General features: G+C 44.6%; 9 protein-coding genes. 1 reads left to right on the forward strand and 8 read right to left on the reverse strand.

Features of this window, described 5'->3' with window-relative positions:
• Window positions 1-268: 268 nt before the first annotated feature.
• The 7 genes from csx18 to QUB08_RS15325 all read right to left on the reverse strand — a co-directional run bounded on the left by csx18 (window position 269) and on the right by QUB08_RS15325 (window position 7,741).
• Window positions 269-553 carry a CRISPR-associated protein Csx18 gene (gene csx18 / locus QUB08_RS15295; RefSeq protein ID WP_333225519.1) on the reverse strand — a complete coding sequence of 95 codons (285 nt, stop codon included), beginning with the start codon at window positions 551-553 and terminating at the stop codon, window positions 269-271.
• Window positions 554-831: 278 nt separating this feature from the next.
• Window positions 832-2,250, reverse strand: coding sequence for a hypothetical protein (locus tag QUB08_RS15300; protein WP_333225521.1), 1,419 nt, complete (start codon window positions 2,248-2,250; stop codon window positions 832-834).
• An 83-nt stretch (window positions 2,251-2,333) separates the two neighbouring features.
• The gene (locus QUB08_RS15305) at window positions 2,334-3,962 is read right to left on the reverse strand and encodes a hypothetical protein (RefSeq protein WP_333225522.1); all 1,629 of its coding nucleotides are present in this window, start codon (window positions 3,960-3,962) and stop codon (window positions 2,334-2,336) included.
• Entirely contained in the window at window positions 3,955-4,383 is a 429-nt protein-coding gene (locus tag QUB08_RS15310; RefSeq protein ID WP_333225524.1) for a hypothetical protein, read from the reverse strand. The genes QUB08_RS15305 and QUB08_RS15310 overlap by 8 nt, the downstream gene beginning before the upstream one ends.
• Before the next feature lie 3 nt (window positions 4,384-4,386).
• Window positions 4,387-5,220, reverse strand: coding sequence for a type III-B CRISPR module RAMP protein Cmr4 (gene cmr4 / locus QUB08_RS15315; protein WP_333225526.1), 834 nt, complete (start codon window positions 5,218-5,220; stop codon window positions 4,387-4,389).
• Window positions 5,220-6,206 (reverse strand): CRISPR-associated protein, encoded by a 987-nt coding sequence (locus tag QUB08_RS15320; protein WP_333225527.1) that lies wholly within the window; start codon window positions 6,204-6,206, stop codon window positions 5,220-5,222. The genes cmr4 and QUB08_RS15320 overlap by 1 nt, the downstream gene beginning before the upstream one ends.
• Window positions 6,182-7,741, reverse strand: a complete 1,560-nt coding sequence (locus QUB08_RS15325) for a Cas10/Cmr2 second palm domain-containing protein (protein ID WP_333225529.1) — start codon at window positions 7,739-7,741, stop codon at window positions 6,182-6,184. Before QUB08_RS15325 ends, QUB08_RS15320 begins: the two co-directional genes overlap by 25 nt.
• A gap of 248 nt (window positions 7,742-7,989) precedes the next feature.
• Between QUB08_RS15325 and QUB08_RS15330 the strand changes: the two genes are divergently transcribed.
• Window positions 7,990-9,168 carry a WYL domain-containing protein gene (locus QUB08_RS15330; RefSeq protein WP_333225531.1) on the forward strand — a complete coding sequence of 393 codons (1,179 nt, stop codon included), beginning with the start codon at window positions 7,990-7,992 and terminating at the stop codon, window positions 9,166-9,168.
• 101 nt (window positions 9,169-9,269) lie between these two features.
• Here QUB08_RS15330 and QUB08_RS15335 read toward each other — a convergent pair whose 3' ends face one another.
• Window positions 9,270-13,883, reverse strand: coding sequence for a response regulator (locus QUB08_RS15335; protein WP_333225532.1), 4,614 nt, complete (start codon window positions 13,881-13,883; stop codon window positions 9,270-9,272).
• Window positions 13,884-14,389 lie beyond the last annotated feature (506 nt).

The following is a 14,389-nucleotide window of genomic DNA, read 5'->3' on the forward strand; positions in this document are numbered from 1 at the left end:
AAATAAACCCGCCCCCACCCAACAACAAATCTCAATTTGAATCATCGTAGGGGCGGGTTCACCAACAATAATCGCCAATAATTGACAGAACAAATAAACCCGCCCCCACCCAACAACAAATCTCAATCTATATTTTTTGCATTCTATATAAATCAAGGTTGATGGAGATTATTGGCTGTGTGGGGGCGGGTTTATGTAGATGGTTGGTGAGTTTCAAATATTGTTTGTAAAACCCGCCCCTACAGAATTTTGGTCAAGATAGAGCAATTTATTTCCGTTCTAAACTTTGCGAATCCCGTGGGATAATTTGCGAATAGTCCGGGCTAGAATCTAACGAATTTGGGATTTCTTGGGCGCGAGAAGGTTGGAGGTAGCGAACAATTTGGTCAGCGACGGTGGATGCGAAAAAAGTGGCTACTGTGACTAGGAATGTGTTAGAAATTACGGCCGCTAATCCCAGGGGTGCGATTAGGAGAATGATGAGAGTGATGGTGCCATTGACGGCGGCTAGGGAAAAGTTGCGGATTGTGGATGCGCGAGATGTGATGTACATAGTTGTGTTATTTTGGGTTGAATATGGATAGTAAAGTTTAGTTGTAGATAGTGGTTGAAGGTGAAAATTTTAGTTAAGTTTGTGAGGCGGCCGGGGGTTTTAAACCTAGGCTCAAAGTCCGCCAGGGGTTAAAAACCCTGGCTCAAAGCTCAAGTCCTCTCAAAGAGGACTGGGGAGTTTATAGGTGGGATTGTGCAGTCAGTTTCAACTGACTTTTGCTATGAGACGGGGGTTTTTAACCCCCGGCGGATCGGTGAAATAGTGGTAGATTTATTGGCTTAATTTTGCAGTTCGTAATGGTCGATCGCATCAACTAATTCGTCATGCACCTTCGCCATCAAACTCGCCGATTTTAACGAAACAAAGTTTTGATTTGAAACAAAATTTAAACAGCCCAAAACTCGTGATTCCCATTTCTCTCGATTGTCAGTATTCCAAGCTTTGAAAACATCATTTTCCTGCAATCCACGCAAGGAATGAAAAGTCACATTTCTCTCATCTATGGTATTGCCAGCAACTACTTGGATATCTACATTTTTATCCCATTGATTCTTTGGATAAGACGCTTCCAGTAAAGTAAATAATGCTTTACCAAACAAACCCACATTATTGTACCTATCATTTCTATTTGCATTAAACCAATATCGTAAATTCTGAGGCAGATTTACATCATGGATATATGCTGTAGTTGATTGCTTGGGATTAGAGTATTGAATTTGTGGCTGATACTTATCTAATGCCCATTCTTTAATCAATCCTTCCACAGCCCTAAAACTGTGAAATAGAGCCTCAACAGTGTTTCCCTGTCTGAGACGCACTACTCCCAAATAAGCAGCTTCATAACCCATCCACCACCACTGATTAACACGCTCTTTTGCAACCTCTCCCCTAGCATTACCAAAATCTTCAAACTTAGCAAAATTCCACTGCACCGCCATTCCTAACAAATCGCGAATTTCCACCAATAGCGGATCAGAAGAATCTTTCCAGTAAGGGTTTAAAATGCGCTCTACTCCAGAATAGTCATAACGCTTTAATAGCGCTTTTGCTTCTTGAATTTTCATCCCCTGTAAATAAGTAGAGCTTTCTATGAAATCACCCTTCTCTGCTAGCTTTTCTTCATACTCATTGCTGACTAGAAACTTGACTTTTTTATCAAACTTTGCTAAACAATCAAATTGAACAGCCGAAGAAATAGCTGGAGTTCCCGCCTGATGGCTAACATAGACATTTGCATTTTTGTCAAACTCTAAACTAGATAAAACTTGCTGAACCAGCAACAGTGCTTTATTCCAATTATCTAATCCCTCATCTTTAGATTTTGGTTTTAATTCCAAATAATCAATTGATTTAACTTTAGACATCCTTTCCAGAAAATACCGTTCAAATATCGGCTTTAGAGTACAAGTATCCTGCCAATAGGGGCTTTTGTCTATAGTTCTTTCTTGATCATCAAAAACTACTTCCTGATTAGTCAAAATCACAATTATTCTGTCAGGATGTGTTTTACCTTTCTCTAAAAGCTTTGCCGAAAAAGCATCCAACAGCGGAAAGTGCAAATCCTGATAATATTCATCGGTTAACTGCGTTCCATAAACCATCCCCATCGCTCTAGCTGGTACAATGAAAGGCTCGTCATCATCAGTGTTAGGCGGTCGTGTAGGTGTAAACTGACGGTTATATAATTGACTTCTCACCTTTCTAAACAAAGTCCCCCAGTGCTCATCAGTTTTGAGCTTGACATCGCTGCTGCCAGTTGTCACAATCCAGATATTCATAATTATTCCTCAATTGGCCAAAGTTTGATAAAGTCGCTAGTGCTATCTAAATAGTCAAGAAAATCTTCAGTTGATTCGGATTCATCAGGGAAAATAGTCAGTAATTCCACATACTCTTTGGTAGATTGTAGTTGACCATTTGTAGTAGTATAGCGCGGATACATTCGATGCCAAATACAGCCTATTTGACTCATCTCACCAGTTAGCACTGATTTTTTAATTGACTGCGATCCCAAGTACGGGCCGTGGAACCATCGAACAGCTTTACTATCTAGCTGATTTTTAGCAATTCGACCCCAAACTTCAACTTTTTTTGGATGCCATGCTTCCCGCCAACTGCTGATTGAACTACTCAGTGTTTTCTTTTTTAACTTTACCCACTGTTTTAGACTTTTCTGAAAACTATTCAGAAAATTAGTAATATCACTCAATTCATTCACAGGACAGCAGAGACTATTTGATTTTTCTCCAAACTGCCAATGACACCCAATCATCGGGTTATGATTACCAGTTACGTACTCTTTAAAAAAGAGGCGATGGTCAACTCGTCGCCACGATTTACCAAAACCTCCAAATAGCAGAGAGAATTTTATCAGTTGAGGAATCAAGACTTTCAAGTTTTTTCTTTGTTGTTCAGCCTTAGCCGTCATGCAAAGAATATTCAGCGTTCCGTCCACTAGCTCATAAGTAGGCATGACATTCGTGCCGTAGCTATAGCTATCTAAATCTAATTCTACAGCATTAAATGCAATTCCCAGTAAGCCAACAATTGCCCCGTTTTTACCTGCAAATCCCCCCCATAGTTCTTTAGTCAATTCTTCAGCAGAATTTTCATCAGTAAGGCCGCTGAATAGGCGCAAAGTATGACCCCGCAAAGCAGCTTTAAACATATTCGGGCGAAATTCGCTTGTTTTGTCTATTAACTGAGATGCTAAACCTTGACCTTTTAACTGTATGCTGAGCAGATTACTATTCCCGTGCTTTCTCGGTTGACCGTAACCAGCGCTCACCCTAGAACCAATGCCACGTTCCATTGCTTTTTCCCAAATTTCCCAGATAGTTGTCCATTCTTCCTCGCTGACTTTTACTGTGCTGGAAATGCCAAAAACTAAAGTGGGCTGATGCAGAGATATCTGGATAAAAGCACTGTGGCTACCATTCTTTTTAACTTGCCAATCCTCTTGGGGATGAACAACATCTACTAGAGATTTTTTAGTCCAGTCTCCATCTGCGGGATAGCCACCATGAAAGCGTAAAATTCCAGGTTTCGTGTCTTTTTGGGAAAGTTGACCGCCGCAATATTTCATTGCTTGTTCATCAGTGCAAGCACGCAAGAACGCGCCTTTCATACTAGCACCGGGATATAACGGCCAACCTTTTGTACCAGTCACAGGGCGGATGACTCCCTCATCTTGACCGCTATTAGAAACAAATCGCCAAGTGATTTTAAACGCTTTAGTTTGAATTGTCTTTGAGTCAAAGTCGGGAACTTCTTTGGAAACACCAGCGATCCATTCTTTAGCCCAGTCATAAGCTTGTTGTCTAGGTGCCTTGGGAATTAAGCGCTGAATCTGACAGCGCCCTTCTATTTGGGCGCGAAACATCAAAGGAATATCATCGCTATCACTCATTGTCTTCACCTCCCGAATTGCTGTTACTATTAGTAGGTTTGTAGCGCTGAGTCCACCAAACCATACTGTCGCAAAGTTGAGTCAGCACAGCTATAGCTACTTTCCGCTGTTCTATAGGAAAATCCCACAATTTATTGGCCATAATTTTAATGGCTGCTGTATCGTCAGAACTGACATTATCATTGGGAATTTTAACGCCCGCATTTGCCATAATTTTGACTAGCGCCTTCCAAGTATCCCGCCAATAATCAGCCTTATCTCGATCCTTGACTAACCGAAACTGTTCTCCCCAAAATCGCTCTAAACCGTAAGCAACTGCAACGCGCATTTTGTAGGCTTGATTGAGAGCGTCTTTTTTGTCACGATATTTGACAACTAAATCGTGAGCTTCTTGGTCTAATTTGTAAGATTCCCAAGCCATAAATTATACCTCCTTTAAGGTTAGATAGCAGTGACCGAAACCAATTGACTCTAAACCGCCGAGATAAATATCTGTGCCAGTAGACGCGCCAAAAGGTTGCCATGTCTCTTGGTTGTCTTTGATGGCGATCGGAAATACTAAAATTGTGCCTTCTGGCAAAGCTTCAGTATTAAAAAAAGCTCCTTTTTTAGCCTTTTTTTCCTCTTTGTCTAAGGCAACTCGACTCTGACGATATAACGCCATATCGTGAATCATGGCAATTTCATCGTCAGCCACAACAACGGCTGGCAATTCCTCTCCTAAAGGAAACCAAGCAGACAAATCCTGAGTTTTCTCAACTGTTAAAAAGCCAAAGTTAAAAAATAGCTTTGGTTTGCCATTTACGTCGAGAGCTTTTAAGGTTTGAGAACCTGTATAATTAGCTGGAGGTTTAGCTGATTTGAGGGATGTACCATCTTTTAGCTTGACATAATCTCCAGCAATTCGCTGATAGCGTTTCAGCAAACGAGGACAAGTTACCCAAACAATTGGTTGACCGGGACAAAATACTGGCAACCACAGCAGCGAAGCGTATTCAAACTTAACTACCGACTCAGTGGTACTGTCTGGTTTCCCGGATTCTGCTTCCTGACCGTACCATTTATTAGCTTCAGCTTCTCCCAGACTACGGCGGATTTCCGATCGCAATCTTCCCCGAATCGAACTACCGGGAATAATGCCAGTTTGAGTAAACTGGTCGCGGAAAATTAAGTTTAAGTTACCGCTTTCTTCACCAGCCGTTGCTCCCACATGAACAGGAGCAAGGGTTTCAATAATACCGTAAGCTTTTTTGTACATTATTCAACTCCTTGAATTTCAATTGGCAAACACAAACCGCATCCAACTTGTTTCAGGCTAAAACCTTCTTTGGGAAACCAATTTTCGGGGAATTCCCACCAAGTTTTATCTAAAGGTTCTCTGAGAAGATAGACAGTTCCGGGAGGAACAGCATAGCGTCCGCGTCCCATTTTTCCTTTCGCGCGGTAGCGATAAGAAATGGGTTTATCTGTGAGCATCTCCGGTCGTTTTTGGGAAAAATCTTCATTTTTGGGATAGCGGTATGAAAATTTGTTCGAGCCCCAAATCCCCGGCGCGATCAAAGCAAATGAACGCTGAATTGGTTGGCGCAGAAGTTTTAATATTGGGCTGTCATTAGGCAGTTCAATACTCTTGATTTCAACCAAATGATTTTCGCCACCAAAGCGATACCAACCATCTACTAAAGCATGAGTTGAGAGATAAACCAGACAACATTCATCATCCATCTGCACGGAATTTTCCAGAAACAAACCATCTTCTGCTAAAGTGCAGCGTTCGTCATCTTTTGTTTTTGGATGCAAGATAGGGACGTATTTCCAAGGAATATCAGCAATATCACCATTTTTCTTAATGACAGCAGGTGAATTATCCCAAGAATTAACGGTTTGCCAGGAATAATCTGGATCTAAATCTTCAAATTCGCGATGCCATTTCCCCGATTTCATTTTCCATTGATCCACGCCTTTCTTAGCAACAACTTTATGCCAAGGAATGGGGACGTAAAAGTATTCAGGATCGTCTGATTTTGCCCAGAATGGGCCAGCGACAAACAAATTATCACTAAGTTCTTTTGGAGAAATATAGGACTTAACTTTGTTGGTGCTGAAAAATAGACCGGAGAGAGTAGCTGCTTCTGGAGGGAATTTTGCCCCAGAACGTCCGACTAGATTTTCGGGCGATAGAAATCCGCCAGAACTCCCGTACATAAATCCTAAAGGACTTATAGTGATGAGATATTGGAACATAGCTGCCATCCCACATTTATTAGGTCACTAATCCAGTAAATAATTTGTTTTGATTGTTCTGGATTTGGGTAATCGCCGACGATGTGCTTCCAGTTTTTCTCTAAGTTCTTCTCGTCTTGAAAGTAAAGTTGAAAAAGAGCTAAAGCTAATTCATCGTCTGGGCTGTTTTCCTGGGGATTAAAACTAATAGCATGACGATTTTTTAGATGAGCTAAATCTTTGTAAACATGACTCCAGTTTGGCTTTTGATCCCAGCTTTTGCCGTCCCGGTCTTTGTATTTTTTGAGAATGTGCAAATAATCCCAAGGACAAGTCCACTGCACGTATTGACCGCTGTTAAAAACTACTCGAATTGTAACGCGATCGCGCCCCAAACTCTTCGCCCGTTTCTCCGCCTCCCGACAGTGTTGAAGAATATCTCGCTGCGGCACACTGTGACCAGCCCAAACAAAACCAACACTTAAATTAATATCCTGACCGTGCTCTTTCCATTCATCGGACAATCCCATTAACCATTCTAATGCCTCTATAGGTTCTGGGGGCTTTTCGGGTTTGCTGCTGTAAATTACACCGAGGAAGTCGTCACCGCCGGCGTAAACAATCCGCCCTTTGTCTTTGGGGAAATTTTCCATAAACTCCTTTCCCCACTTCCGCATGGCTTCGCTGAAAATTTTTAGACCTTCATCTCCTTCTTTTTGAGCAATTTCTTGAAGTTTTTTGCCAACTTTATCACCGTCTCCCATAAACCAGCCCGTCCAGTGTTCTGGTTCACGAATAATGTCGCTAAATCCTGTTTCAAGCGGAGATATCCCAATGTTTCTGGCAATATCTTCGTCGCGAGTTACTAATCGCTTGACTAATTCGGGAATACTTAATCTTTCATTAGGTGCAAGAAATTTTCCTTCGGGTTCGCCATTTGGGGGAAGATTTTCTAAGACACAGGAAAGACGTTGATAGAAATCCTTAAGTTCAGCTTTTTCTGTATCGGATAGCTGCCGCCCTGGTTCTCTATGTTCCAAACCTAAACGCGGCCAGGCGATCGCATCCGTGCCAGTCAAACTCGAACTGTCGCCAATCCAGTTAATTGCCGTCCAATCGCGACGCAATTTGCGAGTTTCTAAATTCTTCATCGCAGATTCTATCGAATCTCCGTGTCCCCAAAATATCTCCCAAGTGTATAAACCCCATCGCATCCACTCTAGCTGCCAAAAGTATTCTTCTTTAGGAGGTACTTCTCGTTCTATCCAAACTCGACATTCATTTAATATTTCTTGCCATGACTTCTGAAGAGTATTTGTCACGTCATTCCTGGAAAATTCCCCTTTTCCTTTCAGAAGTATCCGATTGGGCATTCCTTTCTGGATGTTCGGGGAACCGGGAGAAATGACATTTAAACCTGATTTTTCGGCTTGCTTTACTAGCTTGTAACTCAGATAAGACAGAATCAAAGAAGCCCCAAATAAATCTCGGAGTTTGCGGGATTTCTCGATAAAGCCTTGAACGGGGGCAAAGGCGATCGCAGTGTATGCAGACATAAATTCAATTTTAAGGCGGGCAATGCCCACCTGAATGCTGCTGGTAGTGTTCCAAGTAGCTAACTGCTTAAGTTCTACTCAACTCAATATATCAGCCGAGCCAGCTTCATGTCTTCAGATTCACAATATTTATCAAACTTTTTTCAAAACCTAAAGCTATCCGAATAATGGCTTTCAAACATTTATATATTTTTATGTCAATATTGTCTTTTACTTGACTTTTCAGCATTTTACCCCATCCACCCATCATGGCCAAAAAACCAACCCCTCACCCCTATGCCGACAAACTAACGTTCGATCGCATCATGATCCTCATCGCCACATTAGTAAACCATCCCGGAATCGGACACTCGAACACCGAAACATCCGACAGTAAATATCACGATGCCTTGCTAGAAGTTCAATCTCAATTACAGAAAATTGCCGCCGAATTCAACATCGAATTTCCCGAAAACTATCCCGCAACTCCCACAATTCGCAAAGATTTAGAAACTTTGCGCCACTACGGAATCCTCGACAAACGAATGTATCGCTTCGGCTATTATCTCGGTACCGGCGCAATGAATCGAGAAGAACTACTATTCGCATTTCAAGCAATAGCATCTCAAGCCAAATATCAGGGAAATCCCCAAGCCCGCAAAATTTGTGAAAAACTCACGAAACTGTTGCGCGGACTAGATATCGAACTCAAAGGTAAATTGTTTTATCCCGTTCGCGAACACCTGAATCGTGCGATTATTTACACCGATCCTGTCGAAATGAGCGATCGCCAAGAATATCGCAATACCCTATTTCACAAATTAGACATCGTAGAAACAGCAATTGTTCGGGGTCAGGCGATCGAACTTTACCGTCAAAGCGATTATTACGGTAAAGGCAAAGTCGGTTTCCGGCGCATCTGGCCCCTGCAACTGATCTATCACGATATCGCTTGGTACCTGATTTGCGAAGATTGCGAAAACGGACACTTAAGCGTAGAACGGGTGAATCGCTTTAGTGACTACTGCGAAATTATTGATTCAGAAGGGCGCGGTTTAGCCGTACAGGAACACCGTTTGAAAATAGCTCAAAAGTTGTTAAAAAACGGCTGGGGGCTGTTCTTGGGCAAGCCAGAGCAACAGCAGGCAGAATTGCAGGGTCAACTGAAGTTGGAAAAAGTGAAAGTGCGGTTTTTTGAGAAAGTAGTGGGATTTATTTTAGAGGGCGATCGGCGGCATCCGCGACAAAAGATTAAAGAAGGCCCAAGGGATAGTTTTGGCAAAGTGCTTTATGTGGATTATCAGATCGATTTGCCCGATCGCTCCTTGAACGAATTTAGTCTGTGGGTGAACAGATATATGGATAGCGCCCAAGTGCTTTCCCCGCCGAGTTTGGTAGAAAAACACCGACAAGCAGCGAGAGATTTGATCGATCGATACAGCTTGTAATCCTAGGGAGGGTTTCACCAACCATCAATGCCTAGGCCTAAAACCAACCATATCAAAAACCCTCCCCCACCCACGAACAATAGTTAGTTATCAGTTGTTAATTATTCTGTCATTGTTTCGCTGTACTGCATTTCTATTTTCAACGCCGTTTCAACTCTTTGATACTCGGCCTCAACCTCTTCTAAAAGCGCGCAGGCCGGATCAGATAAAGGCTTGTTCGCCTCTGTTCCCATGCGGCCCATGATTTCGAGTTCCTCGCACAGCTCAAACAAGCGAAAAGCACCGAGAGTACCGCTAATCGACTTCAAGGAGTGAGCCGATCGCCGTAAAGCCAGCGGATCGGCGTTGCACAGAGCCATAGAGATGCCTCGCAGCAGTTCGGGAGCTGTTTCGAGGTAAATCTCGATCGCCTCCTCCAAAGCTTCCACATCTCGCAGTCCCTCTATAATCTTGGCACTCAGGGAATCGTGGCTCTCTGACAAAGCCCGATCGACATTTGATGCACCACTATCGACGACTGCCGGCGAATTGAGAATTGTCAGTTGTGGATTTCCCGCAATAGCCACATTCGATCGCACTTCTAATTCACTCGTTCCTTCGATCTGTTTCGCCGTGGCATCCAAACAAACAATCGGCTGCAGACAATCGAATGCGGAGTTCGATCGAGATTTACACGCGATCAAAGCTCGCACCAACTGCTCAATTGCGATCGGCTTGCTCAAATAGTCGTCCATCCCCGCAGCCATACACTCTTCGCGATCGCCCTGCATCGCATTTGCCGTCATCGCCACAATCCAAGGCCTCGTCGATTTTCGATTTTCGATTTTCGATTTTCGATTGTTAGATTCCTCAGTGGATTTGGGATTTTCGATTTTCGATTTTCGATTGTTAGATTCCTCAGTGGATTTGGGATTTTCGATTTTCGATTTTCGATTATTAGATTGCTCATCAGTTGCGGAAACTTCTGATTCTCCCGTGGGATTTTTAGTCCAGTCTAGATTATTAGATTGCTCATCAGTTGCGGAAACTTCTGATTCTCCCGTGTCATTTTCTAAAGTTAAATCTGCTGAAAATTGCTCGCGGATGTGGCGAGTAGTTTCCAGTCCGTCCATTTCCGGCATTTGCACATCCATCAGCACCACATCGTAAGGCTGCCGGCGCAAAGCTTCGAGCACTTCGATACCGTTTCCCGCCACATCCGCGCGATACCCCATCCGCTGTAAAATTTGCAAAGCCACCTTCTGATTCACCAAATGATCGTCAGCCAACAGAATCCGCAGGGGTAATTTCTCCGCCAGCACGGGTATGGTTTGCAAGAAAGACCCGGTAGTGCGCTGCCCTTTAAATTCAGTTGTCTGTTCTCCAAAAATATTGATTAAAACATTGTAAAGCTGAGATTGTTTGATGGGTTTACTCAAAAAAGCAGCAAAATCCATCTCCATAGAAGGGGGGTTAATTTCTTGCCTGCCGATCGAAGTTAGCATCACTAACGGCAACTTTTCGCAATCAGGATACCGGCGAATTTGCGCCGCTAAAGCTAATCCGTCCATTTCCGGCATTTGCATATCCAAAACTGCCAAGTCAAACATTTCTTTAGCAGCCAGCCAATCTAAAGCCAAACGAGCCGAAGCTGAAGCCCTAGCCACCATTCCCCAAGACTGAGCTTGGAGAGTCAAAATTCTGCGGTTGGTAGCATTGTCATCGACAATTAAGACTCGCTTGCCAGCTAATTCAGGTTGAGAATTGCTCAAGCTAACTGGTAAGGAATTCTTGCAGCCAGAAACGATCGTACTAAAATAAAAAGTAGAGCCAACAGATTTCGTATTTTGGGCGATCGGCTTGTTGCTGAGTACAGATTTGCCAGAGCCATATTTTTCGGCAATTTCGCAAGATTCTGCCCATCCCACATCAAAAACTGCCGATGATCTAAAATCGGCAGGAGGATTGCCCGCGAAACTACCCATACTTTCCACCCACATCCGGCCGCCCATCATTTCGGCCAAACGCTTGCTAATTGCCAAACCCAATCCGGTACCGCCGTACTGCCGGCTCGTTGAAGAATCAACCTGGCTGAAAGATTTAAATAGCCGATCCATGCGATCGCTCGGAATGCCGATACCAGTATCTTTGACCGCAAAATGTATTTCGTATGCTGGGTTAATTGCTACCGGTTCGCCAGCAATTAATGGCGGTTCTTTAGCCTTAGCCGCCGGCACTGAAATCTTTTTGGCAGTCACCGAAACCACCACTTCTCCAGCGTCGGTAAATTTAACAGCATTACTGAGCAAGTTGATTAAAATTTGCCTCAAGCGGGTGCTATCGCCGATCGCCGTTGCCGGTACTGTACGATCGATCAAGTAACCCACTTCCAGTTTTTTTTCTGCCGCCTTAGCAGCTACCAAGTCTAGAGATTCCTCAATGCAAGTGCGGAGGTCAAACGGATGTTCCTCCAAGTCCAATTTGCCCGACTCAATTTTCGAGAAATCTAGAATATCGTTGATCAGAGTCAGCAAGGCATCGCCGCTGCTGCGGATAGTTTCTACAAAATCGCGCTGTTCGCGAGTTAAGGGGGTATCCAGCAGCAAACCGGTCATGCCGATGACTCCATTCATCGGAGTGCGAATTTCGTGGCTCATGGTGGCTAAAAATTCGCTTTTGGCTCTAGTAGCCGCCAGTGCTTGATCGCGAGCTTTTGCCAAATCTACGTCGGTTTGCTGGCGTTCGAGTTCGCTTCCCACCCACTGAGCCATCAGTTTCATCAACTCTCTGTCTACAGCTCGGAACGGTTCTGTCACAGGAGTCGGAGAAAAGAAGCACAGAGTGCCGTAAACTTCACCTCCCACCGTGACGGGAATGCCCATGTAAGCTTCAATGGGGAAAGCTCGATCGTCAAGGTTAAAGGAAAAACCCGAAAATCGCACCGACTCAAAGTAGATCGGTTCTTTTGCCATTGACGTAGCGACGCAGAAAGTTTTTTCCAGATCATAGATTTGGTCTTTGACTATCGACCCGTCGGGACACTCAACAGCCATTATTTGATAGTTGTCGCCTTGAATGCAGGACAAAATTCCCACCGACAGGCCTAAATGCCGACATCCCATTCCCAGCAGTTCTTGGAGGCGCAAATCAAATGTAGAGAGGTGGTTGAGCGGGTCTGTACGGGGACCCGAAGTCACTTGATACAAAGCTTTAATTGCAGCTTCGCTCTCTCGCAGTTCTTGTTCTGTTTGCTTCCGCACAGTGATGTCGCGGGAAATGCCGATAATTTCTTGGACTTCGCCGGTTTGGGGATCGCTGATCGTGCGGCCGGTGGTTTCAAACCAAATGTATTTGCCGTCTTTGCGGCGGATGCGGTAGCTGACGGTGTAAGTAACTGGGAGCGCCAGGACTTTCCAGTGAGCTTTGGCAATGGTTTCTAAATCGTCGGGGTGAAAATAATCCTTGGGGACGCGGCCGATGAGTTCCGAAGGTTCGTATCCCAGCAAAGCCCTGCTGGCGGGTGAGACGTAAATAAACACGCCCTTGGGGTCGTGTCTGGTGATCATGTCGGTTGAGTTTTCGGCCATCAACCGATAGCGGTCTTCGCTTTCATTACGTTCGACTTGAGAATTGCCCAATGCTTCTAGCATTCGGTTGATGGCGTCGGCCAAGCTTGCGAGTTCATCTGCTCCGGCCATAGGAACTCTCAAGCTTGGGTCGCCGTTGGCTGCGATGTTGCTGACGCTGGTGCTCAAGGAAGCCAATCTCGCCAAGACTAATTTTTCTAGCAACAGCAGGGTGATGGCGCTAAATATTAAACCTACTGCCAGTATTGATAAGGTAAACAGCTCCAAGGTAGCCTGACCTTGGCCGTAGATGATGCGATCTGTCTCTACTCGCAGCAGCAACGCTAGGTTGCCGTGGATGTCGCGAATCAGGGCGTATCCTGCGACTAAGGTGTCGCTGAGTGGCTCGACTAAAATTTCTACTGATTTGAGGTTGGAAATTTTGAGTTTGACATTTTCCAACTCCTGCCTAGAGCGAGCCAGCGCCTTGGCGCTGTGCCCGGAGTAGTTCGCGGCTCCCACTTTAAAATCTAAACTCGGCAATCTAAAATCCACTGACAGGTGAGTCAGTTCTGAAAGCAAACCGATTTCGCTGCTGTCGAGGTAGCGTCCCAAGATTAGCGTCCCCCGCGATGGGCCTTGGGCGTTGCTGTTGAAGATGGGCTTGGCGGCAATCAGCAGCCTGGCTTCTGGCAGGGTGAGGACGCCTGTTTTGGCGGCGGGGCGATCGCCATCCACTGTCGATGAGTCTAGTAGCGCCTCGGTCAAGTGCTGTTTTAAGCTTTCGGGAATCGGGATTTCGGTTTGGGATTTAAGGTCGAAACCTTTGCTGAAGATCGTCTTACCGTTGGAGTCCAGCAGTACCAAGAAGTTTAGTCTCAAGTAAATAAATGTCGAATCGACGAAATTTGACTTGACAAAATTTTCGTTCCGTGTTTCGACGAAAGAGTAAGTATCGTCCCACTCGGCGTAATCTTGGGCGCTGGTGTCTAAATTCGACAAGTCATCATCTAATGCGTCCAAAGCCCGTGCGACATCCTGGCGGACGTACTGTGCCTCGAGGTTGTGAAAATCATGCAGCAAAATAGTTGATGCAGTGGCATACAGAACCACAATCAGGCTGATCAGCGCTGCACCGATGATTAATAGTGTTTTTTTTCGGAGTTGCATGGCGTCGCCCTCCTCACGGTGCTAATAGGCAACTAGCCAGGAGAGGTTTGAGACGTAGGTTGTTTAGCATTGGCGATCGCAGGGCCTGCGTGTTGGGACTGTTCTGGGCTGACGAAAGCAAAGCCCTTGGTAGTTCCAAGGTATCCGGTATCTTGCCCCCCACAGTCAGTGTAGTATTTTCACAGCTTTAGTTCCCTATTATGCACAACCTAATGACCTACAAGTTATAACCTGACGATCGGCATCTTCAAAATTAACGGCCGATCGAACTCAAAACAGTTCGCGTTTGATACTGACGCAGCCAGGGCGGCGGGCGGTTGGGAGAACAGGCGTGCTGGGTTGAGAACCCTAACTATATATTGTACCAAAAAAGTATTGAGGAGAGAGCGGACTGGCAGATCGAGTTTTGCGCGCAAAAATGTTCTCATTCCAGCAGCTTTTTTGATTTTTGTCCTATAGCAATCCTTGCAGGAGTAGTGGAATAAGCCTAAAAGCCTATCCAGCCG

The sequence above is a fragment of the Microcoleus sp. BR0-C5 genome, assembly GCF_036705045.1.
Classification (GTDB): Bacteria; Cyanobacteriota; Cyanobacteriia; order Cyanobacteriales; family Microcoleaceae; genus Microcoleus.